The sequence below is a fragment of the Bacillus sp. FDAARGOS_527 genome, from assembly GCF_003812125.1.
GTDB classification, from domain to species: domain Bacteria; phylum Bacillota; class Bacilli; order Bacillales; family Bacillaceae_G; genus Bacillus_A; species Bacillus_A paranthracis.
In genome coordinates this window covers 5165541-5190898 of sequence record NZ_CP033795.1, presented here as the reverse complement: position 1 = coordinate 5190898, position 25358 = coordinate 5165541, and the positions used below count along the sequence as shown (strand labels likewise).

Sequence of the window (25358 nt, the reverse complement as noted above, 5' to 3'; positions counted from 1 at the left end):
TGTTATTTTCATCATTTTTATACAAAAAATGTAATACATATATTTATACAAAAATTTCTGGGGGGAAATAAATGAAGCTAAGTAAAATACTGATCGGTTCTGCAATTACTGGAGGCATATTACTTTGTGTAGGCGGTATTGGTGGATATCAATATGTATCCAAACTGAATAATCAATTAGATACTACTGCATTACCCAATACTACATTTGAAGGTATTTCTCTCGATGGAAAAAATAAAAAAGATATTCAAGCTATTATTAATCAAAAGATAACTGAGTTAGATCAAAAATCACTTACTTACATATTCCAAAATGATAAACAAACTTACACATGGAAAGATTTAGGAATAAATTATAAAGAAAAAGATGTTATCGACAAAATCTTTAAAGAACAAGAAGGAAATGCAATGAATCGTTACAAAATGCGGAAGCAGGCTGAAAACGGTGAATTAAAACGTGACTATAAATTAACACCCCAATTAAATACAACTGCTTATGAAAGCTTTATGAAGGATAAATATAATGAAACATTAAAAAATCCTGTTAATGCAGAATTAAGTATTGAAGGCACTACAGTAAATATTAGCCAAAGTCAAAATGGAGAAAAAATCGATAAAGGAAAGTTAACTGATTTAACGCAGCAGGCCATTACTTCTGGTACATCTGACATTACGTTGCCAGTTACACTATTAAAACCTGAACGTTCTACAGAAGATATACAGAAAATGGGGATTAAAGAAGTAATCGCTGAATATTCGACTCCAATGGCTGGTCGTAACGGGAATCAATCCTTTAACGTAAATAAGTCAGCTAATACTTTAAGTGGCGTTATTGTCGCACCTGATGAAACATTTAGTTTTAATGGCCGCGTTGGTGTAACGGATGCTGCTCACGGTTATAAATCCGCAGCCGTATATTCACAAGGTAAGGTTATACAAAGTGCAGGCGGAGGCGTTTGCCAAGTGAGTAGTACTTTATATAGCGCAGCTTTAAGAGCAGATTTGGGAATTGTTTCTCGAAGTAATCATTCTATGCCAGTAAATTATTTACCACTTGGGCAAGATGCAGCAGTAGCAGATTATGGTCCAGATTTAAAATTTAAAAACAATACAGGCAATCATATTTATATTCAAGCGTTTTCAAATGGAGGTAGTATTACTACACGCATTTTCGGTACAAATACTGGTAAAAATGTTGAGGTTTCTTCTCAAGTAATTAGTAGGACTAATGATAAAATAACAGCAGTTACATATAAAAAAGTAACACAAAACGGTGAAGTAATATCTAATGGACAAATTTCAAAAAGCGTATATAAAAGCGCTCCAAAACAATAAGATACTATCAAACGAAAAAATTTCAAAAACAAAAAAGGCGTGATCTACTCACGCCTTTTTCTTTTCCAATAATAATAAAAAGGTTGCAAGATGGTCTTTCGTTTCTTCTAACGACCACATACGATTTCCTTGCTTCGCAACTAATACGCACGCCTCTTCCCAAGCATCCTTTTTCTTCATATATAATAATTCATCGCGTAATTTCAAAACAATTTCTTCGTCTTCTTGCTCTATAAACTCTTCCATCACGCCTACTATTTCATCTTCATGGATACTTAACGTACAATACGATTTTAAAAAATATTGTAATGTCGTATACATATTTACTCCCCCTTCTTATTTATCAGATGGATAAGAAGTAATGATCTTATATCCTAAATCTCCTGACTTATCTCTCGCTAAAACAGTAACAGTTTTTACTAACTTGTCTTTTACATTCATATTTTTCTTTATTACCGTTTTTCCAACCGGGAATGAATGTGTTGTATTTAATACGAGACGAGCCTCTTTAGAATTTTTTAACCAATCTTGAATTTCCTTATCATGCTGCTTCAAACTATCTTTTACAGCTTTCGTCGCTGTTTCCTTGTCATAGTATGTACTTGCTGCGGATACTTTATCTGTCTTCAAGCGATTCTTCAAATCCTCTTCTGATTTGCCTACATGTCTTTCAATCGTGTGACCATTTTTAGGTGGCCCTTCCATTTCGTCTAAAATATTATCACTAATTTTTTCTACTGATGTCGATTGATTCCCTGTTTGTTTCTCTGTTTTTTGTTCTTTTCCTGCACATCCACTTAAGATCAGTATTAATGCCAATAAACTACTCAAGAAAAGACTACTTATTCGTTTCATCATATCACCTCTTTCATGATTATTATCATAACTTCACTAAAAGTCAATTTCACACCGAAAAAACATACAACATTTTTTAAATTCCTCATCTATTTTGCCATATTACCACCCGTTTTTCATAAAACCGCTATTTTCGCCCCTTACATAAACATACCCCTATGTTTTTATGATTATTTCCCAAGTTAAACCTCCTCCTAAAACTATCTATTAACCTTTTAAATAAAGGTTTTATTTGCATTTTTTTAAAAAGTAAAATATACCCCTTTCTTCATATACCTAATACCCATATAAGGTATAATAATGGTGTTTTTTAACGTTTTTCTACATTATGTAAATTTGTACTTGCCTACACAATGGAAATATGGTGTAATGCAAAAAAAGATAAAGGATTTTAAACAATGGCTGAAACAATTCAAAACTTCTTAACAGACTATTATTCAATCGCAATTCCACTTAGTATCTTAATCAACATAGTCATTAGCCTTTTAGGTGTTATCCCTAGTATTTTTTTGACCGCTATTAACATACAGCTCTTTGGTGTAACAAATGGAACCCTTATTTCGATCGCAGGTGAGGCATTAGGGGCTATTATCTCGTTTTATATTTATCGTATAGGCCTTCAGAAATTCACTCACAGTAAAGTAAATAAGTACCCAAAGGTAGAACGCCTACTTTATGTAGAAGGTAGAGAGGCCTTTCTACTCGTTCTATCGTTTCGATTCATACCTTTCATCCCATCAAGTATCGTGACTTTATTTGCCGCTCTAGGCAAAATGTCATTACTATCCTTCAGTATTGCCAGTACGATAGGGAAAATACCGGCTTTGTTAATCGAAGTATATTCGGCCTATCATGTTATGAACGGAACAAATGAAGCGAAGTGGATTGTGACAATCGCAGGTTGTATCGGATTATATTATTTGTGGAAAAAATGGAGAAAAAAATAAAGAAGGAGCATAGGCTCCTTCTTTATTTTTGAGGTATTTTCTTAATAGCTATCCTTAAAATCCTTAGTTAATACCAACAGCACTAAATGATTGCTTAACTGCTGCTACTTCCGCAGAATTTGCACCATATAAATCAGCTGCAGCTTGTACTGCACCAGCACGAGCTTGGCTAAATGTAGTAGATTGCGTGAAATATTGTGTGTTTGCACGGTAATAAATTGCACCTAACTTATCTTTACCAATACCAGTTACAGTTACACCGTAATGCGTACCGCCATTCGCTAATAAATAAGCTTGTTTATTAATAATGCCACTGTTTGTATGAACCCCACCGTTATCACTTGAACCAGTGTAACGCTTAGAATAATGGTCTGGATCACCATATTTCGCTGGATCACTCATAGAACGAAGTGCATCTCCTGCTTTACCAGGCGTGTAAATATCTTCACCAATCTCCCAATCTGGGTTACGGTTATCATAGAATTCTACTAAAGTACCAAAGATATCAGAAATCGCTTCATTTAATGCGCCTGATTCATTTTGATAAATTAAATTCGAGCTATTTTCCGTAACAGCATGCGTTAATTCGTGACCAATAACATCAATACCACCAGATAATGAAGTGAACGTTACACCATCACCATCTCCGTATACCATTTGTGATCCGTTCCAGAATGCATTATTATAATTGCTTCCGTAATGGACTGTTGATTTTAACGGTGCTCCTGCATCATTAATAGAGTTTCTATTAAATGTAGCTTTATAGTAATCATATGTTTTACCTGCATAGTAATGAGCATCTACTGCCGCTGCATCATACGCTGCATTGAAAACATTATCTGCATCTGCCCATAATGTTCCTGGTAATGTCGAGCGGTTTTTCGCATCATATGTGAAAATTGTTGCTCCGCGTGTATTATCTTGTAAGTAGTAAGATGATCCAGATAACGTTGTATTAAGCGACTTCGTATCTCCTAATACCCCTTTACCCGTTCCTACTTTATTTGTTCCTGTTACAGGCTTTACAACTGCTTTTGCATCTTGCTTAGGAGCCTCTTGCTTAACTGGTGACTTATCATCATTCGTCACATGATCGATTGTATTAAACTTATTTAATACTTTACCGCTTTCTGCTTCAATGAAATAGTAGTAGTTTCCTGGGCTTGGATCTAAGAAGTTTAGATTTACAACGTATGCATATGTTGTTTCCTCACCGTTTTGATATACATATAAATCCGCTTTTGGTTCTACCTCATATTTAGGTGTAACCCCTAAATCTTTTTGCGCAATTTCAATCGCTTTTGTGCCTTCGATCTTATTTTTATTTTTTAACTTTTCTTTTTTGTCTAAATCAGGTGCAACTGTTCCAGACAATACTTTTAAAGAACCATCTTTACTTACGTGAGCTACTTGCGTAGAACCCCATACAGGTACTCCTTCGTATACTTGTTGCAAACGTAATACTGTTGAATCAGTTACAGCATCTTTCTTCACTTGTTTCACTTTGAAAGAATCTTGCGCACTCTTTTCCCCTAACTTATAATCACCTTTTGCTGCGTTTAAATAATCAAACACAACAGATTCTGCTTGCTTACCAGTTGCTCCAGTTAAATCCCCAGAAATAAACTCCGGTGACTGTACTGTCTCATTGTACTTCTTAGTAGAGAGCACATTTTTAGAATCCGCAAATGCAGAGCCTGTCCCTCCAAACGTTGTAACTGCCATTCCTGTCGCTAACACTAACGCTAAACTTTTCTTTTTCATGAACCTTCCCCCTAATAAATTATTTTTTGAAAAAGAGTAGTTTCATATTAGCATTATGTTTCCACTATTAATATACTAAAAATTCAAATAATTATTTTCTCAAGTTTTGTAGAATTTTGAGGAACAAATATTGAAAAAACCCCTTTCCGGTTGGAAAGGGGTTTTTAATTATGAATTAATTTGTTGAACTGTTTTAGCTTCTTGACCAAGAGTATCTGGCTTCCATGCATACTGAATATCCAATACCACCGCCGCAATCGCCATAACTACAAATGTTCCTGCAATTAACTTTTTCATATTATTTCTCCTCCTTACTCTTCTAATAAATTTATCGCTAACTTATAGTAGCGATTACTTTCTTTAAAATCTGAACATTCTTCTAAGTATTCAGCTAGTTCTAAGTATATTTTCTTTAAATCTTTTATATTTTCCTCTGCTTTAAAGAAAGGAACTACTTCTATTTCTAGAAATTTTTTATAAACATCCCTTTCTTCAAAATGCTTGTATCGTAAACTTAATAATAAATATAGCATCCCTTTATATCTATCATCTTTTCTTGCAGCAATGATGCCTTTTTCAATCCATTTAGCTGCTTCCTCGATTTCTCCTAATTGAATACACTGTAACGAAAGCTCATACATAGCATCAATATAGTTCATATCCTCTTCTTTTTTATACTTTAGGCATTCTATATAGTACTCTTTTGCCTTAGTATAATTTTTTTGACGATAATACAGGTAACCAATATTATTCAAAGCAATAGATAGAATATTATCTTTATCAGCAAAAGAAGTCGCTTCCCTTATGATATGATTATAAATTTCCATAGCTTCGTTATATTGTTTTTTTCTAGTGTAACTAAAAGCAATTAAAAACTTGCAATTAATTATATTTCTGAATTTATATTCACTTTTAAAGCCTTCTAATGCCACGTTAGCAAAGTATAATGTCATGTGGTCTATTTCCATCTGACTATAAGTTAGCGCTAAATTATAATATATTCCTGTTTCATAATAACCTAACTCTTTCGCCATCGCTTCTGTCTTTAGCAAGTATTCCAATGCCTGTGTATATTTGTACTGCACAGAATATAACAATGCCTTATTATACGTATATAACATCTTCTGGAAAGGTGAGTATTTCTTATACACCTTTTTCAACTTATCCAATTCTTCCTCTACAGCAGGTAAATCTCGCTTCATCATTAAATACCGCGTATAAAGTAACTTATAATAATTTATAATTTCAAAATCCAAAACATGCTTCATTTCACCTTGCAGCTCTTCATATATGCGTTCTACTTGTGGCTTGTCCAAATGAACTAATGCATTCAACCATTCATCCAACTTCCCCTTCACATCTTCTTCTACATCTCTCAAATCCGTCACGGCAATTTCTAATCTTGCGCAGAGCAATTGTAGAATCTCTTCTGATGCTTCGATCTTTCCATTTTCGATTTTACTTAAGTATGAGACAGAACAAATGCCCTGACATAATTCTTCTTGTGTCATTTTTTGCTGTAGCCGTTTGTAAAAGACTTGTTTGCCTATTTTTTCTAATGTTTGTTGCATTGTCCTCCTCCATTCTCATTTACCCCCATTACTCTAATAATACATAAAATCTTGAGAAATATAAATTGATAAATGTTAATTTTCTAAAAAATATGCATTATTTCATTTTTTTCCCTCTTGACTACACCTTCATATCCATTCTTTGCTACAAGCGGTGAAAAATTGGTATACTATAACCAAATTATGGAGGTGTTTTCGCGATGACTTATTATAAAGACGATAGCTATGCCTTACATACAGATTTATATCAAATTAATATGGCTTATACATATTGGAAAGATGGTATTCACAATCGCCGCTCGGTGTTTGATTTATACTTTCGAAAGCTTCCATTCGAGAACGGTTATGCTGTTTTTGCCGGTCTTGAAAAAATTGTAGAGTACATAGAAAACTTCAGCTTTACCGAAAGCGATATCGCTTATTTAGCAGAATTGCAATTTGAAGAAGAATTCCTTCATTATTTACAAAACATGAAATTCACTGGTACGGTTCGTAGTATGCAAGAAGGTGAAGTTGTCTTTAATAACGAGCCTTTATTACGTGTTGATGCACCGCTTGGCGAAGCACAAATTATTGAAACTGCCCTGTTAAACATTGTGAATTACCAAACATTAATTGCAACAAAAGCAGCTCGTATGAAGCACGCTGCAAATAACGATGAACTTTTAGAGTTCGGCACAAGACGTGCCCACGAGTTCGATGCAGCCCTTTGGGGCACACGAGCTGCCTTTATTGGTGGTTTCTCATCTACAAGTAACGTACGGGCTGGGAAACGCTTCGGAATACCTGTAGCTGGCACACACGCTCACTCTTTCGTTCAAGCATATCGTGATGAATATGTCGCGTTTAAGAAATATGCTGAGACACATAAAAAATGCGTCTTTCTCGTTGATACATATGACACATTAAAATCTGGTGTTCCAAATGCAATTCGCGTCGCGAAAGAGTTTGGGGATCGTATCGATTTTTATGGCATTCGCCTTGATAGTGGTGATATGGCTTATTTATCTAAAAAGGCAAGAAAACTACTAGATGAAGCCGGGTTTACAAATACAAAAATTATTGCTTCTAGCGATTTAGATGAATACACCATTATGCATTTAAAATCTCAAGGAGCAAAAATTGATGTATGGGGCGTTGGGACAAAATTGATTACGTCCTTTGAGCAACCAGCATTAGGGGCTGTTTATAAACTCGTTGCGATTGAAGATACTGATGGAAAGTTAAATGATACAATTAAAATTTCATCTAACCCTGAAAAAATTACTACTCCAGGACTAAAACGAATTTATCGCATTATCAATCGAGTGAACGATCATGCTGAAGGCGATTATATTGCTTTAGATTCTGAAGAACCAGGAAAAGAAGAGCGCTTAAAAATGTTCCATCCAGTTCACACATATATAAGTAAATTCGTAACAAACTTTGAAGCCCGTGAACTGCATAAAGACATTTTCGTTAACGGTGAAAGAACATATGAACTACCAAGTATATTAGATATTCAAAAATATAATGAACAGAGCCTCTCTCTATTTTGGGAAGAATATATGCGAACTTTAAACCCTGAAGAATACCCTGTCGATTTAAGTCAAGAATGCTGGGATCATAAAATGAATTACATTCAAACTGTTCGAGAACAAGTTGAAAAAAAGATACAAAAATAAAACAGAGAAGCTGCTCCTTCTCTGTTTTTTCAATACTATATGTATCTTTGTGGAAAATATATTAAAATAATAAGACAAATATTTTTTATTTGTAAATTTAAATATTAAGTTATTTATTTATAAAATAATATTTGTTATTATTTTATTGAGTCAATTTCAACAGAATAACCTAAAAAAGAGGACGCAGGTTGCGCCCTCTTTTTTTATAAATCTTTCACTCGTAGTACACGCATTGCATTTAACACTGCCAGTAGTGTCACACCAACATCTGAGAAAACAGCTTCCCACATTGTTGCAATACCGAAAGCACCAAGTAGTAAAACTAATCCTTTTACCCCTAATGCAAAGATAATATTTTGCCACACAATGCGTCGTGTACGTTTTGCAATGTTTACAGCTGTTGCAATTTTTGATGGCTCATCAGTCATAATAACAATATCTGCCGCTTCAATTGCTGCATCTGATCCTAAACCACCCATCGCAATACCAACATCGGCTCTCGCTAATACCGGTGTATCATTAATACCATCACCAACGAAAGCGACTTTTTCTTTTCCATGCTTCGCTGCATCAATTTTTTCAATCTCTTCTACTTTTTGTTGCGGTAATAGTTCTGCGTGAACTTCATCTAAACCTAATTCCTTACCAACAGCTTCACCAACTGATTTTGCATCACCAGTTAACATGACTGTCTTCTTAATACCTAGTTCTTTTAACTTTTGAATTGCTTGTTTTGAATCTTCTTTTACCTCATCAGAGATAACAATATAACCTGCATATTTTCCATCTACAGCAACGTGAACTAATGTACCTACCGTTTCTGGTTGCTTAAATGTAATGTTCTCTTTTCTCATTAATTTAGCATTACCTGCAAAAATTTCTTTTCCTTGTACTTTTACGACTGTACCGTGACCAGAAATTTCGTTATAATCATCGATCATTTTTTCATCAACTGATTTTCCATATGCATTTCGAATCGATTGTGCAATTGGATGGTTAGAATATACTTCAGCAAATGCTGCATACTCTAATAATTCTTCATTTGTAATACCTTCGCTCGGTTCCATTTTTGTAACTTTGAAGACACCTTTTGTTAATGTGCCTGTTTTATCAAAAACAATATATTTCACATCATTTAAAGCTTCTAAATAGTTACTTCCTTTTACTAACACACCACTTTTAGATGCACCACCGATACCTCCAAAGAATCCAAGAGGAATAGATACAACTAACGCACATGGACAAGAGATTACTAGGAACACTAACGCTCTATAAATCCAATCAGAGAATGTAGCTCCTTCTAAAATAAGTGGTGGAATAAACGCCATGATCGCTGCTGTAATTACTACAACTGGAGTGTAGTAACGCGCGAACTTCGTAATAAAGTTTTCTGTTGGCGCTTTTTTACTGCTTGCATTTTGAACTAAATCTAAAATTTTTGATACGGTTGATTCACCAAATTCTTTTGTAACCTCAATTGTTAATACACCATTTTGGTTCACAAAACCACTTAGTACATCATTTCCAGCTTCAACTTCACGTGGTACAGATTCACCAGTCAATGCTGAAGTATCTACCATTGATGTTCCTTCAACTACTTTTCCGTCTAATGGTACTTTCTCACCAGGTTTCACGATAATATAATCACCGATTTGTACATCTTCTGGCGATACTTGTTTCGTTTCATTACCAACCTTTACATTCGCGTAATCAGGACGAATATCCATTAATGAAGTAATTGATTTTCGAGAACGGTTTACCGCAATACTTTGGAATAGTTCCCCTACTTGATAGAATAACATTACTGCAACCGCTTCTGGGTATTGTTGAATCGCGAAAGCTCCTAGTGTGGCAATTGCCATTAAGAAGTTCTCATCAAACACTTGGCCACGAGTTATGTTTCTTACCGCTCTCCAAACAATATCTCCACCGATTAATACATACGCAAGGACGAATAACGGAATTGTGATCATTTGTGGTAAGCTAGCTAATGCAGCAATTGCTGTCAAAATTCCGCCGACCACTAATCGTCCTACCATCTTTTTCACATTTGCTTCACCATGATCATGACTATGTCCATGGTCATGACCACCCTTTTCTTCACGAAGAACTTTCACATCTGGTTCTAACTTTTGAACGACATTTGTTATATTGGCTACAGTCGCTTCTAATTCTCTTTTATTCGCTACCTCAACTCGTAATTTCTTTGATACGAAATCAACAGTTGCTGTTGAAACAGTCGGCATTTCTTTCACTTTATTTTCAATCTTCATCGCACAATTTGCGCAATCTAAACCTTCTAATATAAATACTTCTTTTGCTACTTTTGTGCTTTTTTCTTCTTGCACTTTAATGTGCGGTTCTAATTTTGTAACGAGTTGTTTTGCTTCTGTAACAACTTCGTTTTCTTTATTTTGTTCTGTCTCTAAAACCATTGTTTTTGTTGCAAAATTTACAGAGCAAGAATTTACTCCTTCTATATTTCCAACACCTTTTTCGATTTTCATTGCACAGTTCGCACAATCTAAACCTTCTAACATCAGTTTCTTTTTCACTAATGCTTCAGCCATCGTTCTCCCTCCTCGCGTTCTTTTTATTCTTCCTCGTTTACGTGTTCAAACGCTTGCTCGAAGATATGAATTACGTGCTGGTCAGCTAACGAATAATAAACGACCTTTCCTTCTTTACGATTCTTTACAAGTTTCGCTTGCTTTAATACACGAAGCTGATGTGAAATAGATGATTGTGTCATTCCTAATAAATACGCTAAATCACAAACACACATTTCAGCTTCAAATAACGCATGTAATATTCTCGTACGTGTACGATCACCTAATACTTTAAATAATTCTGCTACTTTACTTAAACTTTCATCAGTCGGAATTGTTTGCTTCACTTGATCCACGATTTCCTCATGAATTACCGTTTGAGAACAAGTTTCCTGCGGTGTTTCTACTTTATTTTCAGCCATTATAGCTCACCTCTTTAATTGAACATATGAACAACTGTTCATATATCTTATACCTTTATTATATGAGCGCCTACTCATATGTGTCAATGAAATCTAATACATTTTTTTGAACATTTCGTTCATATTTTAAAAAGATCTACATATATTTTCCGCATCAATTACATTCTCATACAAAAAAAGATGTACACTTTGTACAAAAGAAAAAGCCTTGCGCGCTCCCTAGACGCACAAGGCTTACTATACTTATATCCCTTTTAATTAAGCTTTTAATTAGCTTGTTCTAAATTATCCTGCGAACTTCCATCGTCTTTTAAATGACTATGTTTTTTCGAATAAACAAAGTATACAACTACTCCAATTGCTAACCAAATACCGAAGTAAATCCATGTTGTTAATGGTAGGTTAAACATTAAGAATAGACAACATGCGATTGAAATAATCGGTAGCGTTGGTACAAGTGGTACCACAAAGCCACGTTTTAAGTTCGGATGTGTTTTACGAAGAATAATAACTGACACACCTACCATCGCAAATGTTAACAACGCTCCAATATTCGCTAAATTCGACAATTCTTTTAAATCGATAAATCCAGCAATTAATGCACTACCAATACCCGTTAACCAAGTTGAGAATACTGGTGCTTCTGTCTTCTTATTAATTTTCGCAAATGATTTTGGTAATAAACCATCACGGCTCATCGCGAAGAATACACGTGTCGTTGCATAAATGTAAGCAAAGATTACAGCCATAATACCAATTACAGCTCCAACTGCGATTACACCAGCTACTTTATCTTGTCCTACAACTTCTAATACATATGCCATAGCTTCTGGTACATCTAATTCTTTATAAGAAACCATACCTGTCATAACGAGACAAACTACAACATAAATAATTGTACAAATAACTAACGAAGCAATAATACCAATCGGTAAATCACGTTGTGGATTTTTTACTTCTTCAGCAGAAGTTGCTAATGCATCAAATCCTAAGAAAGCGAAGAATACTGCTGCTCCTCCGGCAAAGATTCCGCTAATGCCGTATGGTGCAAATGGTGTCCAGTTTTCTGGTTGTACGTAAAACGCACCAACTGCAATGAATAAAATAACAATACCAATTTTAATTAATACCATTATGTTATTCACACGCTTACTTTCTTTCGTACCTCTTGATAGTAACCAAGTTAAAACTAATGTAATGACTACTGCTGGTAAATTCACCATTCCACCTTGTGATGGAATCTTTAACAGCTCTGTTGGAATTTCTAATCCAAATCCACTCACTAAGTTATTAAAATAACCCGTCCATCCACCAGCTACTGCGGCAGTTGTTACGACATATACAGATAGTAATGTCCATCCCATTAGGTGGGCAATAAACTCACCAATTGTCGCATATGAATATGTGTACACACTACCTGAAACCGGAAGTGTAGATGCAACTTCTGCATAACATAATGCTGCAAATCCACAAACAATCGCTGCAATCATGAATGAAAAAATAACTGCTGGACCAGCATCTCTTGCTGCTACTAATCCTGTTAATACTAGTACTCCTGTACCGATTATCGCACCAATCCCTAGCATTGTTAGGTCAAATGCCCCTAGCGTTTTCGTTAAAGTTTTACTTTTACTTTCCCCTAACAATTGCGTAACGGATTTCTTTTTAAATAGGTTGGCCACGATGTATGCCCCCTTTTGCCAAGAAGAGCTAAGAGGTATTATCTCTTAGCTCTTATCATGTTGTTTTATATATTGTTCGATTTTGTTTTGTATAATGCTTTTATTAGCAAGATACTGTTTCTGCTTCTAATAATTCTTTAGCACCTTTGTACTCTACACCGTGAGCTTCTGCAACTGCTTCGAATGTTACATAGCCATCTAATGTGTTAATACCTTTTAGTAATGCAGAGTTGCCTAAGCAAGCTTCTTTGTAGCCTTTGTTAGCAATTTGTACTGCGTATGGTACTGTTACGTTTGTTAATGCAAGAGTTGATGTACGTGGAACCGCACCTGGCATGTTTGCAACTGCATAATGAACAACGCCGTGTTTTTCGTAAGTTGGGTTATCATGAGTTGTAATACGGTCAGTTGTTTCGAAAATACCACCTTGGTCAATCGCGATATCTACAACAACAGAACCTGGTTCCATTGATTTAATCATTTCTTCTGTTACAAGTTTTGGCGCTTTTGCACCTGGGATTAATACTGCACCGATTACAAGATCAGACTCTTTTACAGCTTCTGCAATATTGTACGGATTAGACATTAAAGTTTTTACTTGGTTTCCGAAAATGTCATCTAATTGACGAAGACGTTCTGCACTTAAGTCGATGATTGTTACATCCGCACCTAGTCCAACTGCAATTTTAGCAGCATTTGTACCAGCTTGTCCACCACCGATGATTGTTACTTTACCACGTTTAACCCCTGGAACACCTGCAAGTAAAATTCCTTTACCGCCTTTGTTCTTCTCAAGGAATTGTGCACCAATTTGTGCAGCCATACGACCAGCTACTTCACTCATAGGTGCAAGTAATGGTAGAGAACGGTTTTCTAATTGTACTGTTTCATATGCAATAGAAACAACTTTCTTTTCGATTAATGCTTTTGTTAATTCTGGTTCTGGAGCTAAGTGTAAGTATGTGAATAAAATTAAACCTTCGCTGAAGTGTTTGTATTCGCTTTCAATTGGTTCCTTAACTTTCATAACCATTTCCATGTTCCAAGCCTCTTCAGCTGTATCAACAATTTTCGCTCCCGCTTCAACATACTGAGCATCTGTGAAACCAGATCCTAAACCTGCACCCTTTTGAATGAATACTTCGTGATTGTTACGAATTAAATGTACAACACCTGCTGGTGTCATTGCCACACGGTTTTCGTTGTTTTTAATTTCTGCTGGTACCCCAATACGCATAATGAAATGCCCCCTTATAATTAACAGAAAAAAGAAAGTCTTTTTTCTTTTTGTAATAATTAATAACTTATGTCCTTATTCTAGCATAACTTAAAAGTTATGAAAACGCTAACATACCATATTTTTAAAGTTTATATATTTAGAATAGTGTAAATATATAAAACATTGATTCTATTAGGATTCTCGTTTCATCCCATTATCTATCACTCTATTTTTATTATACTCCTTTAAAATAAGCAGCAATCATTTATTATTTGACAATAATATAACAATGTAAGAAATACCAATGATGCCGTATACATATACAGTTATAAGTTTAAACAATACTTTAGGGATATATTCTTTCCCTAAAAAAACAGCTGCTAGCATTTAACTAGCAGCTGGATAACTTATAAATAACTTGGAAAATAAATCATCTGTTGTTTCAGTAATTTTATCAAACAGATCACTTTCTTCCTCTTCTTGCTCTTTTAACATCTTAATTGTTTCACGTGCCGATTCAGGATAATCGGTAATGATACCATCTACGTTTAACTTATAATATCCCTTTAAACTTTCCATATCATTTACCGTCCATACGTAAATTGGCTTGTTTAACTTCCTTGCTTCTTTTACTAATTTCTTATTTAGCATGTATTCTTCTGCTACATAAAAATCAGCCTTCACATTCTTTAAGTGAGCTCTACTTGCATACAATATATATCCTACTTTTATATTTGGATTTGCACGCTTAAATTCTTTTATAAGCGGATAGTGTAACGTTTGAATGACACATTGCTTTTCAAATTCATTATCTTTAATCGTTTTTAATACTTTGTTTACAAAATCTTTTTCGCCCCCATGAAGCTTCACTTCAATATTGAGTTTGATTTTGCCTTTTGCCAGCTTAATAATCTCATCAAGTGTACTTATTTGTCCTGAAAACCCATCTTGACTCAGAGTAAGTTGTCTTAACTCGTCCATCGTTAAATCTGACACGTGAACATTAGCATTAGCAAGGCGTTTCAACTTCAAATCATGTATAACTGCTAATTCACCGTCTTTTGTTTGCAGAACATCAATTTCAGCGTAGTCTGCTTTCGCATCAATAGCGCCTTGCAAAGCTTCTTTTGTATTCTCTACACCTTTTGAAATATAACCGCGATGAGCCATAATAATTGGTTCTTTATATGTATTTGTAATAAAGGTCACAATGAAGGCAACAACCATTCCCGCCGTAATAATTCCTACAATATATACACCAATAAATTTCCAACGATGTTTTTGGAAGAAACATTTATCTGCTTTCGTTTTCGAATAATCTAAACCTTCTTCTAATAAAACATCTTCAACTGGAACCTTTTGTAGATACAATCTCGTAATCGCCATAATATAAAATGGTGTCACGATAAAGCTAAATAAATACAATGTACTCGTTAGAAATACAGACATTGTTGATTCCGCTAATAATGCAAATGTCCCTTTTGGGTTTGTAAATTCATAAACACCCCATAAACATAATAAATATATTCCTAAAAATAGGACATAGACAATTCCTATCGAAATAAAAAATCCTACTAAAAAGAATAGTACTTTAAAAAAGCTTTCTTTTACTAACTTTGCACTTTTACGTGCTGCCACACGAAATGGCTTTTGTTCTAAAACAACAATAGGTAGAACAAAAATCCAGCGAAGGTTCAAATACGCAACTACAGCAAAGAATGTGTAATAACCCACTTGTCCCATCGTTGTCTTAAACAGTTCTCCTGTAATGAAGTTAGGAATTTGAATTTGCGGGATTAATGCTGTTTCATATCCCATATTTAAAAGAGGTAATAATACGACAGCATATAAAATAAATCCCGGTAAGCAATATGTGAAAAGAGTAGGTAAATACGTTACTGTTTTATACAAAATTGGACGTAATCTCACCTTTTGCCTTTTATGAGCAAAGTACGAAATAATAATAAGCACCGCAAATTCCGTAAAGATAAGAAACAGCGCTAACAATGATAAAATTACGATTGCCAAAATGCCGTATGGTGTCTTTAAAAACGCTAATAACTCATCATTCGTCGCATTTGCATACCCACCAAAATACAACAACTTATTAAAAATGATCCCAAATAGCGGGACGAATACAATCGCTGCTAATAATTTATAAGCAAGTTGAAAGGTTAATACATTCCAAAAAGCAAATTTAACTGTTTGAAAGGAATGTCCCATTACCCCTGGTATAGATAGTCTTTTACGGTGTTGCATATATTCCTCCACATTCTAAAACGATATTTGAGATGGATTCCATATTTCCATTTCTAACCCATCTTTTTAATAATAATATATTCCGCTTAACATGAACACTCTTATACATACAATGAAAAAAGTGATGGTTACTCCCCATCACTTTTTTCATCTACTCTATTTTTTCTCTAACCCTTGTCCAAATGCTTTCAAGAAGCTAAAACCAAATGTAATGGCTCTATTGATATCTGGATCTTTTAACACTTTAAAGAAATCCATCACTTTTGTTTTTTTACCACTATTTAATTCATCTGTTGCAAATTGTAATCCCGTAACTAAGCTGGATGTAATTTGTTTCGTTACTTCCGGATCAACTGAAGATAATGCTTCCCCCGCCCCCATCATGTTGTTAAGTGCATTTTTAACTGGTTCACGATTTAATTGCTCCACAGCGATTTTTGAAACATCTTCCTTAGCAGCAAGTAAACTAATCGCCGCATCTAATATTCCAGCCTTCTGTAACTGCGCTAACAGCTGCATCGTTTCTTCTACTGCTTCACGATTATTAGATAGCTCATTTAGAAGTTCATCTGCTACTTGCTGTTTCTGTTCTTCCTCTGTTACAACTTTCTTTTTAATTAAAGTAATCTCTTTCGCCACTATCTCCGCCCCCTAGTCCACGAGTGATACGTATTGTTTTCTTTGCCATTTTTGCTCGATTTCAACACCATTTTGCGGATTACGCTTTTTATCTCGCGGGTTTGAAGATGGTAACGGACGATTTCCTTTTTCACGTAATACACGCATTTTCACCATCGTTTGTTTGTACGCCGGTGTACACGTATAAAGGTCTGTTGCCGTCCCAGTTAAAATATTGATCGCTTCTTCATTTATCGTTGCATGCATCGGTAAGTATAGCTCTTTCCCCGTTACACGCTCAGTAATAAGCGCTTGTACTTTAATTTTGCCAAATGGTGATGCTAATTCTACAAGACCACCATCTTTCACATTGCGCTCTATAGCAAGCTCAGGTGAAATTTCAACGAACACTTCAGATACTTTAGATAAAATACCAGCCGACTTATTCGTCATATTCCCTTCATGGAAATGTTCTAGCATACGTCCATTATTTAAAAGTAAATCATACTCATCTGGCGCTACAACTGGTGGTACCCATTCATCTAATGATAAACGAGCTAGTTTATCTGGGAAGTTAAATCCGTCTACATATAATAGCGGTGTATCACTACCATCATGACTACCCCAACATAAACTATTCCAGCCTTCTAGACGATCGTACGTTGCTTGAGAGTATAACGGTGCAAGCGATGCGATTTCGTCCATAATTTCACTTGGACTTTCGTAATTCCAATCCCCGCCGAGTGCACGAGCAACTTTTTGTAAAATCCACCAATCCGGTTTTGAATCACCTAGTGGTTTTAATACTTCATATAATCTTTGAATACGTCGCTCTGTATTCGTAAACGTTCCTTCTTTTTCTAAGCTTGGTGCCGCTGGTAAAATAACATCAGCAAAACGAGCTGTTTTTGATAAGAACATATCTTGAACAACGAGGAAGTCTAAATTCGCTAAAATATGTTGCACATGGTTCGCATTGGAATCGACTAAAGCCATTTCTTCCCCCATGACATACATACCACGTAGTTTTCCTTCTTCTGCCGCAAGTAACATTGCGATATTATTTAATCCTGGTGCTTTCGGAATCGTTGTGCCGTATGCTTTTTCAAACTTAGCACGAAGCGTATCATCCGATACTGCTTGATAACCTGGAAGCCAGTTTGGTAATGTCGCCATATCACAAGCACCTTGTACATTATTATGACCTCGTAATGGATATGCGCCTGCACCAGGACGACGATAGTTCCCCGTAACAAGCAGTAAATTGGAAATGGCAGCAGATGTTGTACTTCCTCCTGTATTTTGCGTTACACCCATTCCCCAAAGTATACAAGTTCCATCTGCTTCATATACCATACGAGCCATTTCTTTCAGGTTTTCTTTCGAAATTCCCGTAATTTCTTCTGTATAATCAAGCGTATACTTTTCTAACATTGTGCTATATTCATCAAAGTTCTTCACATTTTCAGCTATGAACTTTTTATCATGCCAATCTTGATCAATAATATATTTCGTAATACCAGCAAGCCATACGTAATCTGTACCTTGGCGCGGATGAATAAATAAATCCGCACGCTCTGCCATTTCATGTTTACGAAGATCTGCTACAATCAGTTTTTGCTCGTGTAATTTATGAGCACGTTTTACACGCGTCGCGAGTACAGGATGTCCTTCTGTTGGATTCGCACCAACGATAATGACAAGGCCTGCTTCAGCTATATCTTTCACTGTTCCAGCATCGCCGCCCATACCGACAGTTTTAAATAAACCATCAGTTGCTGGAGATTGGCAATAACGCGAGCAGTTATCTACATTATTTGTTCCATATATTTGACGAGCTAGTTTTTGCATAAGATAATTTTCTTCATTCGTTACTTTCGAAGAAGAAATAAATCCAAATGCATCGCTGCCGTATTCTGATTTAATATGTTGCATGTTAGAAGCCACAACTTCTAACGCTTCTTCCCATGAAGCTTCAACAAACATATCTCCTTGGCGAATTAATGGCTTCGTAATGCGATCTTCACTATTTACAAAGTCCCATCCAAATTTACCTTTTACACATGTGGAAATGCCATTAACCGGTGCATCAGAAACAGGTTGCACTTTTAATATATGGCGATCTTTCGTCCATACTTCGAATGAACAACCGACACCACAAAATGTACAAACAGTTTTTGTTTTATTCACTTTCGTCTTACGCATCGCAGCCTCTACTTCTGAAACTGCTAAAATACTACTATATCCAGGCTCTACATCCTTTACAAAATCAATCATCGGATCTAACACATCTGATTTTAATCCTGTCATGAATCCAGCTTCACCTAACATTGATTTTTCCATTAACGCATTACATGGACATACTGTTACACACTGCCCACAACTTACACAAGATGAGTCATTTATACTTACACCATGATCCCATATAACACGCGGACGATCTAAGCTCCAGTCTATCGATATCGTTTCATTAACCTGTAGGTTTTGACATACTTCTACACACTGTCCACAAGCAATACATTGATTTGGATCATACCGATAAAACGGATGTGACATATCCACTTCACAAGCACTTACTTTCGGCTCATACGGATATTTCTGTTCTTCAATTCCCATCATATGTACTGTATTATGAACCTTACAATTACCGTTATTGTTATCACATACGGTACAATACAATAAATGATTCTCTAATATTCGATCCATCGCCTCAGTCTGCGCCTCTTTCGCACGCTGTGACTGTCTTTCAATATGCATACCATTCTCTATTTGCGTTGAACAAGCACGCATTAACTTCCCATCTACTTCTACAATACACGTATCACAAGTTTGAATTGGATCTACTTCTGGTACATGACAAATTTGAGGATGTTCCAAATTACTCTCGTTAAATAATTGTAGTATCGTCTTTTCACCTGATGCTGAAAATTCTTTACCATCCACGGTTACACGGACTGTCTGTTCTGCCATAGTTTCCCCTCTCCTTACAACCAACTGTACAACACATTTGTGAATCCGTTTTCACAAATGTGTTGTACATATTTTTGAAACGCCCTGCCTAAATACTTTTCTTATGAAGTCGATTCTAGATGTTTATAAGGTATCACTACGAAAGCTTGAAAATTTCACTATTCTACATTTCTATTATATCGTATATATACAATAATAACCAAAATAATCTGATACCTTCCTTCTAATAGATGTTTTTATTTTTTCAATGTTTTATGATGAATGTGGGAGAAAATACATATAAAAGGGGAATTTCATATGGGACCTACGCAAGAGAGTTATACAATTGTACGCTATCACTCTGGTACATTTTCAAAACAAACTGATGAGATTGTTACAGAATCTCCTATTACTATTAAATTGAATGGTGAAGAATATGTAACAGTCGTATGTACACCAAATTATATTGAAGATATGGTAATTGGTTTTTTAATTTCTGAGGGGATTATTTCTTCCTATAAAGATATTGAAGAACTATGGGTTCAAAAAGATAACGGAATTGTCCATGTAACATCATCAAAAATAAATCCGCTCTATCAAAATTTATATAATAAACGATACATCACTTCCTGCTGCGGAAAAGGTAGACAAGGTTTTATTTTCGCTAACGATGCAGCAAAAGCAAAAGATTTACATGATATACATATAAAAATTACTCCTGAAGAATGCTTTTACTTAATGAATACTTTACAACAATCTTCTACTACCTTTCGCCAAACCGGCGGTGTTCACAATACCGCGCTATGTGATCGAAACAATATCCTCCTATCAAGAATGGATATTGGAAGACATAATGCATTAGATAAAATATATGGACATTGTTTACGCAACGATATATCTGTTAAAGGAAAAATCATTGCATTTAGCGGGCGTATTTCATCCGAAATTTTACTCAAAGTTTCAAAAATCGGATGTGAAATTGTTCTATCTAAATCCGCTCCAACAAAACTAGCATTGCAACTCGCTCACGATTTAGGCATTACTGTCGTAGGATTTATTAGAAATGACTCTTGTAATATTTACACGCATCCACATCGAATTGATGGTTATCGATCGAATAACTAAAATAACTCCTCAATCGAGGAGTTATTTTAGTTATGAAAATGTAATATATTAAACGCTTGAATAGTTAATAAAGTTAATATATAATTTCATTACATATTAAAAAACAAAACATTGTAGCATATATCTTTTCATTCTTTTACACATTAAAAGAGACTGCTAACAAAACGCATACACATTCTTATATATGTAATGGATTTATTTGATTTAAAATCGACCAAGGAGGTTACAACGATGGAAATTCGCTTATTAACGACAGAGGACGCAGAAATATATTTAAAAGTTTGTATGGAAGGTTTAACGAAGAACCCGGAAGCTTTTAGCTCTTCTTATGAAGATGTTCTTAAACATGAGGATCCTGTAGCTGCTATGGCAAAACGATTAAGCAATCCGGATAAGTATACTCTAGGGGTCTTCAAAGATAACGATTTAATCGGCATTGCTACTTTAGAAACAAAGCCTTTCATTAAACAAGAACATAAAGCAAAAATCGGTTCCGTTTTTGTTTCCCCTAAAGCACGTGGCCTTGGAGCAGGACGAGCTCTTATTAAAGCAATTATTGAAAATGCCGATAAATTACATGTAGAACAACTTATGCTCGATGTTGTAGTTGGTAACGATGCAGCAAAAAAATTATATGAGTCATTAGGTTTCCAAACTTACGGCGTACAAGAGCGTTCATTAAAACATAACGGTCAATATTGGGACGAAGAACATATGGTTCTATTCTTAAATGATTAATACTTCAATCTAGTTTTCCAAAAGCATCTTTTTATTAAGAAAGATGCTTTTTTCATTACAACAATGTAATCTTCATGTCACCTTTATCGATCGTACCAAACCTTTCCATTCATTATACTAAAAATATAAAGTGAAACTTTACTCAGTGGGGAACTACATCCCACGCTGATCGCATGTACTTGATATGTAGAGGAGAATGTGACATGAAACAAAACAAACGAGCTATGCTTTTAATATTTACTACAGCAATTGTAACTTCTGGATTAGCAATTTTACCTTGGTTTATTATATAAAAATACTCCCCCTAACAACGAAAAAAGCTTATTGCTTCTTAAGAAGCAATAAGCTTTTTTATATTATAAAATCCCCAAAATTTTATTTACACAACTTATAATAATAACCATAGATACGGCAACGCACATAACAACCGTATTACGATCTTGCTTTTCTTTTTTTGAAATTTCTTCTTTTGGATTCATGTGTATGATCTCCTTTTAAAAAAAGTGTGAGATAGGAAATTTTTCTTATCCGATGCGAGGTGAATACGAAAACCCTCTCTATCTCACATACACAATAGAATGGAATTGTCATTTTATAAATAAAATGACATGACGTTATGTCGCAACATAGGGTATTTTGTGTCGCTACGTTTTCTATTATAAAAAATAGTTGTGCAAAACCAGTGCATTTTTTATGTCAATTACTCTGAGCGAGAAATCACTCTTCCACTCAATCACATAAAAAGAGTTTTTTATCATTTTCATGTAAACTATACAAGTAGAATGAACAGTTTGGGGTGCACAAGATTATGGTAAAAATTTTATTAGTAGACGATGAAGAACGTATGTTACGATTATTAGATCTGTTCTTAAGTCCTCGTGGCTATTTTTGTATGAAAGCTACCTCTGGCCTTGAAGCACTAAAGTTAATAGAACAAAAAGACTTCGATATTGTTTTGTTAGATGTAATGATGCCAAATATGGATGGATGGGATACTTGCTATCAAATCCGTCAAATTTCCAACGTTCCAATCATTATGCTAACAGCTCGTAATCAAAATTACGATATGGTAAAAGGCCTTACGATCGGCGCAGATGACTATATTACAAAACCATTTGATGAGCATGTATTAGTTGCACGAATTGAGGCTATATTACGCCGTACAAAGAAAGATGGATTTGTTAGCTTCAATGGTATTGAGTGGGATAAAACGAAACATACTGTCACAGTGTATGATGAAAAAATCTCACTGACTCCTATCGAATTTTCGTTACTTGGACTATTTTTACAAAATACAAACCGTGCTTATAGCCGAGATGATTTAATCGAAAAAATTTGGGGTTATGAAACAGACATTGAATATAGAACAATCGATTCACATATTCGCAATATCCGTGATAAATTACGTAAAAAAGGATTTCCAGTTGAAAATTACTTAGAAACTGTTTATAAGGTCGGATATAAATGGAAAAGTGAATAATTACTTCGGTCAGTGGAAACTAGTATACCACTGACCCTTTATTATGAATAAGGTATGGTGAGAAAATGAGTAAACTTTCACTTAAAATCGGGACATACTTTTTAATATTAGCTTTATGCATTGAAACAATTGCTTTCGTATCTTTTTACAAAAGTATTTCTAAAATGCGCATTGAAGAGGAAACACTCACTCTTTTAGAAAAAGGTAATCGCTATAGTAAAAAAATTAAAAACCGCGAGAGACGGGATGAATATTATAAAGAAATGCAACACACTGAACATAATAAAAATCCTAAACGCCCCGTGTACCCCGAGTTCGATATTGCGAATGCGGCTGCACACTTAGTTGAATCGGAATCAATTTCTAACTCCGATATAGCTATTATTATTACTGACCATAACGGCAAAATTATTTCCACCTCAGAACCCGTAACAAAAGAAATGCAAAAACAACTTACTTGTAAAACAGAATCTGTCCCAGAAAGCGGATTAATCGTTGGAAGAAACTGGAAAAAATCAAAATTCATCACCACAGTAAGCCCACTTAACACAACAAAGTTTCAAGGAAAGTTATATATGTTATTAAAAACATCTTTCTTAGAAAACATGTTACTTAAACTCATGAAGCAATTTCTTATTATTAGTGTTTTGACGATTATTTTAACGACTATTTCTGTCTTTATTTTTTCTCGTGTTATTACAGAACCGCTCATCAAAATGAAGAGGGCAACAGAAAAAATGTCAAAATTAAATAAGCCAATTCAATTAGGTATTAAACGGAATGATGAACTTGGAAGCTTAGCAAAAACGATTGAAGATTTATCCAGTGAACTGACTTATATGAAAAAAGAAAGAGGTGAGTTTCTCGCTAGTGTTGCTCATGAATTATTAACTCCATTAACCTATATGAAAGGTTATGCGAAAGTGGCAAAGAGAGACACTTTAACGAAAGAAGAGCGAGAAGAATACTTACAAATCATTGAGGATGAAACAGATAGTGTAACTGATCTCGTTCAAGATTTATTTATGCTTGTACAATTAGAACAACACCAATTTGTTATAAAAAAACAAAAAGTGCTTCTTAGGCCTTTTTTAGAGCGAATGGTTGAAAAAACAAAAACAACATTAACTAACAAACAAATGCAACTCCATGTATATTGCAAAGACGATTTAGAAGTTTGCATAGACGAAAGACGTATGGAACAAGTTATGTTAAATTTATTACACAATGCTTATCAACATTCGCTAGAAAACACCACTATTACGATACGCGTACTCACAGAAACAAATTCTTTTACAATAAGTGTACAAGATGAAGGTGAAGGTATTCCTGAGGAAGATATTCCGCATATTTTCGATCGTTTTTATCGTGTTGATAAATCCAGAACGAGAGCTACTGGAGGAAAAGGTATCGGGCTAGCTGTTGCGAAAGAAATTGTAGAATTGCATAACGGTTCCATTCTAGTAACAAGCAAATTAGACGTAGGAACAAACTTTATAATCGAGCTACCTTTTGAATAATATGTGTGTGAAAACACCAGTAGTAGTAAAAACTACTGGTGTTATTTTGTTCATAAAATCAGCTTATATAAGCTAAGCTTTTGAAATTATTCTTATTTCAATATAAAATAAAGATACATTTGTCAAAGATTTGGAGGGTGATATAATTGGATATCCATGTATTAACAAAAGACGAAGCGGAAATTTACTTAGAACTTCGTGTAGAAGGATTAAAGCAAAACCCTGAGGCTTTCAGCTCTTCTTATGAAGATATTATTAATAAAGAGTGTGCGATTGAATATAAAGCACAAAAATTAGCACAAGATGAAAACTATACGCTAGGTGCATTTAAAGATGGAAAATTAATCGGGGTTGCAACGCTGGAAACGAAACCATATGTAAAACAAGAACATAAAGCTAAAATCGGTTCTGTATATGTATCTCCAAAAGCACGCGGACTTGGAGCAGGGAAAGCACTTATTAAAGAATGTCTTGAGCTTGCTAAATCTTTAGAGGTGGAACAAGTTATGCTTGATGTTGTTGTTGGCAACGATGGAGCAAAAAAACTTTATGAATCATTAGGATTTAAAACATTCGGTGTACAAGAACGTTCATTAAAATATAACGGACAATATTGGGACGAAGAGCATATGGTCTTATTCTTAGACGAAAATAAATAATAA

At 34.8% G+C, this 25358-nt stretch carries 21 protein-coding genes; 8 read left to right on the top strand and 13 right to left on the bottom strand.

Annotated elements, in window-relative coordinates:
• The first annotated feature begins 71 nt into the window (after positions 1 to 71).
• Positions 72 to 1334 carry a VanW family protein gene (locus tag EGX95_RS29560; RefSeq protein ID WP_000777381.1) on the top strand — a complete coding sequence of 421 codons (1263 nt, stop codon included), beginning with the start codon at positions 72 to 74 and terminating at the stop codon, positions 1332 to 1334.
• 48 nt (positions 1335 to 1382) lie between these two features.
• Here EGX95_RS29560 and EGX95_RS29555 read toward each other — a convergent pair whose 3' ends face one another.
• Both EGX95_RS29555 and EGX95_RS29550 read right to left on the bottom strand, forming a co-directional pair.
• Complete coding sequence (locus EGX95_RS29555) at positions 1383 to 1655, bottom strand: hypothetical protein (protein WP_000288797.1); 273 nt, start codon at positions 1653 to 1655, stop codon at positions 1383 to 1385.
• A 15-nt stretch (positions 1656 to 1670) separates the two neighbouring features.
• Positions 1671 to 2189, bottom strand: coding sequence for an RNase A-like domain-containing lipoprotein (locus EGX95_RS29550; RefSeq protein WP_000822707.1), 519 nt, complete (start codon positions 2187 to 2189; stop codon positions 1671 to 1673).
• A gap of 398 nt (positions 2190 to 2587) precedes the next feature.
• Between EGX95_RS29550 and EGX95_RS29545 the strand changes: the two genes are divergently transcribed.
• A complete protein-coding gene (locus EGX95_RS29545) occupies positions 2588 to 3136 on the top strand; it encodes a TVP38/TMEM64 family protein (RefSeq protein ID WP_000852210.1) in 549 nt (182 codons plus the stop codon).
• A 63-nt stretch (positions 3137 to 3199) separates the two neighbouring features.
• On the opposite strand, the gene EGX95_RS29540 is transcribed toward EGX95_RS29545, so the two are convergent.
• The 3 genes from EGX95_RS29540 to EGX95_RS29535 all read right to left on the bottom strand — a co-directional run bounded on the left by EGX95_RS29540 (position 3200) and on the right by EGX95_RS29535 (position 6471).
• Positions 3200 to 4900 (bottom strand): M4 family metallopeptidase, encoded by a 1701-nt coding sequence (locus tag EGX95_RS29540; RefSeq protein ID WP_000730387.1) that lies wholly within the window; start codon positions 4898 to 4900, stop codon positions 3200 to 3202.
• A 168-nt stretch (positions 4901 to 5068) separates the two neighbouring features.
• On the bottom strand, positions 5069 to 5197 hold the full coding sequence (locus tag EGX95_RS30020) for an NprX family peptide pheromone (RefSeq protein WP_000733137.1): 129 nt from the start codon (positions 5195 to 5197) through the stop codon (positions 5069 to 5071).
• A 14-nt stretch (positions 5198 to 5211) separates the two neighbouring features.
• Positions 5212 to 6471, bottom strand: a complete 1260-nt coding sequence (locus EGX95_RS29535; protein ID WP_001187930.1) for a helix-turn-helix transcriptional regulator — start codon at positions 6469 to 6471, stop codon at positions 5212 to 5214.
• A 200-nt stretch (positions 6472 to 6671) separates the two neighbouring features.
• On the opposite strand from EGX95_RS29535, the gene EGX95_RS29530 reads away from it, so the two are divergent.
• Positions 6672 to 8135, top strand: a complete 1464-nt coding sequence (locus EGX95_RS29530; protein WP_000222889.1) for a nicotinate phosphoribosyltransferase — start codon at positions 6672 to 6674, stop codon at positions 8133 to 8135.
• A gap of 203 nt (positions 8136 to 8338) precedes the next feature.
• Here the strand turns inward: EGX95_RS29530 and EGX95_RS29525 are convergent, their stop codons facing one another.
• The 7 genes from EGX95_RS29525 to fdhF all read right to left on the bottom strand — a co-directional run bounded on the left by EGX95_RS29525 (position 8339) and on the right by fdhF (position 19854).
• Complete coding sequence (locus EGX95_RS29525; RefSeq protein WP_000796604.1) at positions 8339 to 10705, bottom strand: heavy metal translocating P-type ATPase; 2367 nt, start codon at positions 10703 to 10705, stop codon at positions 8339 to 8341.
• Positions 10706 to 10728: 23 nt separating this feature from the next.
• Positions 10729 to 11106 carry an ArsR/SmtB family transcription factor gene (locus EGX95_RS29520; protein WP_000829678.1) on the bottom strand — a complete coding sequence of 126 codons (378 nt, stop codon included), beginning with the start codon at positions 11104 to 11106 and terminating at the stop codon, positions 10729 to 10731.
• A 266-nt stretch (positions 11107 to 11372) separates the two neighbouring features.
• Entirely contained in the window at positions 11373 to 12788 is a 1416-nt protein-coding gene (locus EGX95_RS29515) for an amino acid permease (protein WP_001284880.1), read from the bottom strand.
• A gap of 103 nt (positions 12789 to 12891) precedes the next feature.
• Positions 12892 to 14025: an alanine dehydrogenase gene (gene ald / locus EGX95_RS29510; protein WP_001219742.1), complete on the bottom strand. Its 1134-nt coding sequence runs from the start codon at positions 14023 to 14025 to the stop codon at positions 12892 to 12894.
• A 369-nt stretch (positions 14026 to 14394) separates the two neighbouring features.
• Positions 14395 to 16266, bottom strand: a complete 1872-nt coding sequence (locus EGX95_RS29505) for a glycerophosphoryl diester phosphodiesterase membrane domain-containing protein (protein WP_001164732.1) — start codon at positions 16264 to 16266, stop codon at positions 14395 to 14397.
• 156 nt (positions 16267 to 16422) lie between these two features.
• Positions 16423 to 16905, bottom strand: coding sequence for a helical membrane plugin domain-containing protein (locus EGX95_RS29500; RefSeq protein WP_001040529.1), 483 nt, complete (start codon positions 16903 to 16905; stop codon positions 16423 to 16425).
• Between the two features lie 12 nt (positions 16906 to 16917).
• Positions 16918 to 19854 carry a formate dehydrogenase subunit alpha gene (gene fdhF, locus EGX95_RS29495; RefSeq protein ID WP_000840658.1) on the bottom strand — a complete coding sequence of 979 codons (2937 nt, stop codon included), beginning with the start codon at positions 19852 to 19854 and terminating at the stop codon, positions 16918 to 16920.
• Between the two features lie 297 nt (positions 19855 to 20151).
• Here fdhF and fdhD point away from each other — a divergent pair, with 297 nt between their 5' ends.
• On the top strand, positions 20152 to 20958 hold the full coding sequence (fdhD, locus tag EGX95_RS29490; RefSeq protein WP_000529213.1) for a formate dehydrogenase accessory sulfurtransferase FdhD: 807 nt from the start codon (positions 20152 to 20154) through the stop codon (positions 20956 to 20958).
• A gap of 231 nt (positions 20959 to 21189) precedes the next feature.
• Complete coding sequence (locus EGX95_RS29485; RefSeq protein ID WP_000405875.1) at positions 21190 to 21696, top strand: GNAT family N-acetyltransferase; 507 nt, start codon at positions 21190 to 21192, stop codon at positions 21694 to 21696.
• A 356-nt stretch (positions 21697 to 22052) separates the two neighbouring features.
• On the opposite strand, the gene EGX95_RS30980 is transcribed toward EGX95_RS29485, so the two are convergent.
• Complete coding sequence (locus tag EGX95_RS30980; protein WP_001068392.1) at positions 22053 to 22175, bottom strand: hypothetical protein; 123 nt, start codon at positions 22173 to 22175, stop codon at positions 22053 to 22055.
• Between the two features lie 329 nt (positions 22176 to 22504).
• Between EGX95_RS30980 and EGX95_RS29480 the strand changes: the two genes are divergently transcribed.
• The 3 genes from EGX95_RS29480 (at position 22505) to EGX95_RS29470 (ending at position 25355) form a co-directional block, all read left to right on the top strand.
• Entirely contained in the window at positions 22505 to 23176 is a 672-nt protein-coding gene (locus EGX95_RS29480; protein ID WP_000238954.1) for a response regulator transcription factor, read from the top strand.
• Positions 23177 to 23241: 65 nt separating this feature from the next.
• Entirely contained in the window at positions 23242 to 24696 is a 1455-nt protein-coding gene (locus EGX95_RS29475; RefSeq protein ID WP_063246578.1) for a sensor histidine kinase, read from the top strand.
• A 146-nt stretch (positions 24697 to 24842) separates the two neighbouring features.
• On the top strand, positions 24843 to 25355 hold the full coding sequence (locus EGX95_RS29470) for a GNAT family N-acetyltransferase (RefSeq protein WP_000351212.1): 513 nt from the start codon (positions 24843 to 24845) through the stop codon (positions 25353 to 25355).
• The last annotated feature ends 3 nt before the right edge of the window (positions 25356 to 25358 follow it).